This is a genomic window from Streptomyces sp. NPDC037290 (genome assembly GCF_055603245.1).
The window spans coordinates 267,318-268,729 of sequence record NZ_JBVJVZ010000007.1; the positions used below are offsets into that span (position 1 = coordinate 267,318).

Below are 1,412 nucleotides of genomic sequence, written 5' to 3' on the forward strand. Positions count from 1 at the left end.
CCTCCCGGTACTCGTCCCAGTCGGGGTGTTCGCCGGCGATGTTGCGGTAGTACTCGACGAGCGGTTCCACCGAGTCCGGCGTGTCGACGACCTCGGCCGTGCCGTCGATCTGCACCCAGGGGCCGTTCCACTCGTCGCTCAGGACGACCAGGCTGACCCGGGGGTCGCGCTTGGCGTTGCGGGTCTTGGCGCGCTCGGGATAGGTGGAGACGACGATCCGGCCCGAGTCGTCGACCCCGCAGGTCAGCGGGGAGGCCTGCGGTCCGCCGTCGGTGCGGCGGGTGATCAGCAGGGCGCGGTGGCGGGGCCGTACAAAGTCCAGCAGCTCGGCCGGCGAGACACGGGTGTTGGTCGCGATGTTCGGTGCCATGGGGTCAGCCTAGGGGCAGTGCGTGCCCCCACGGCTGACCCTGCTGTGCCTACGCCTGGGGCAGCGAGTCGCCCTGCACCGCCTGGATGTCCAGCTCCACCTTCAGCGTCGTGCCGATCGCCGCGATACCCGCCTGGAGGACCTGGTTGTAGTTCATCGCGAAGTCCTCGCGGTGCAGTTCGGCGGTGGCGCGGAACGCGGCGCGTGTGCCGCCCCACGGGTCGGCGCCGGTGCCGAGGTAGGCCAGGTCCAGGTCGACCGGGCGGACAACGCCGTGCATGGACAGCTCGCCGTGGACCGTCCAGCGGTCGGAGCCCGACTGGGTCAGGCCCGTCGAGCGGTAGGTGATCTCCGGGTGGTTCTCCACGTCGAGGAAGTCCGCGGACTTCAGGTGCCCGTCGCGCATGCCGTTGCCCGTGTCGACGGACGCGGCCCTGATCACCGCCTCCACCCGGGACTTGGTCACGTCGTCCGGTGCGATCTCGATCGTGCCGCCGAACTCCGCGAACCGGCCGTGCACGCTGGAGATCCCCAGGTGCTGGGCGACCGCGGCGACCGAGGAGTGCACCGGGTCGATGGTCCAGGGCCCGGGCGGCGGCAGTTCGGTGCCGCCCTGCCGGGCCAGCGTGATCGTGCCGACCTCGGCCCGGCCGCTCGCGGTGACGATCGCGGAGGAGGCCGCGGGCGCGTAGCCGACGGCCGTCACGATCACCGTGTACGCCCCTGGCGCCAGCTCGGTGGCGTCCCGTACGGCTCCCTCGGCATCCGCCTCGGCGCGCAGCACCTGCGTACCCGTCATGTCGGTCACCGTGACGACCGCGTGCGACACGGCCCACCCGTCCCGCGTACGGATCTTCGCGGTCAGTCCCATCCCGTTTTCTCCCTGCAAAGCCTTACAAATTGGTCGTATGAGACCGGCCCGTGGCGGGGGCACCTCCGTTCGGAGCGTGCCCCGCCACGGGAGCGGGTGGCATCGCGCGCAGGGGGGGGCGGAGGGGCGTGGTGGGGTGTTGAGCTACTGATAGGGGAGGAGGCGGGGCAT

2 protein-coding genes are annotated in these 1,412 nt (G+C 71.4%); both read right to left on the minus strand.

Annotation, left to right across the window (positions count from 1 at the left end; all coding sequences use genetic code 11):
- Window positions 1–370: PPOX class F420-dependent oxidoreductase (locus ACZ7HQ_RS25450; protein WP_470994129.1), on the minus strand; the 370-nt coding region annotated here is incomplete at its 3' end.
- A gap of 49 nt (window positions 371–419) precedes the next feature.
- The gene (locus ACZ7HQ_RS25455) at window positions 420–1,241 is read right to left on the minus strand and encodes a YceI family protein (RefSeq protein ID WP_470994131.1); all 822 of its coding nucleotides are present in this window, start codon (window positions 1,239–1,241) and stop codon (window positions 420–422) included.
- Window positions 1,242–1,412 lie beyond the last annotated feature (171 nt).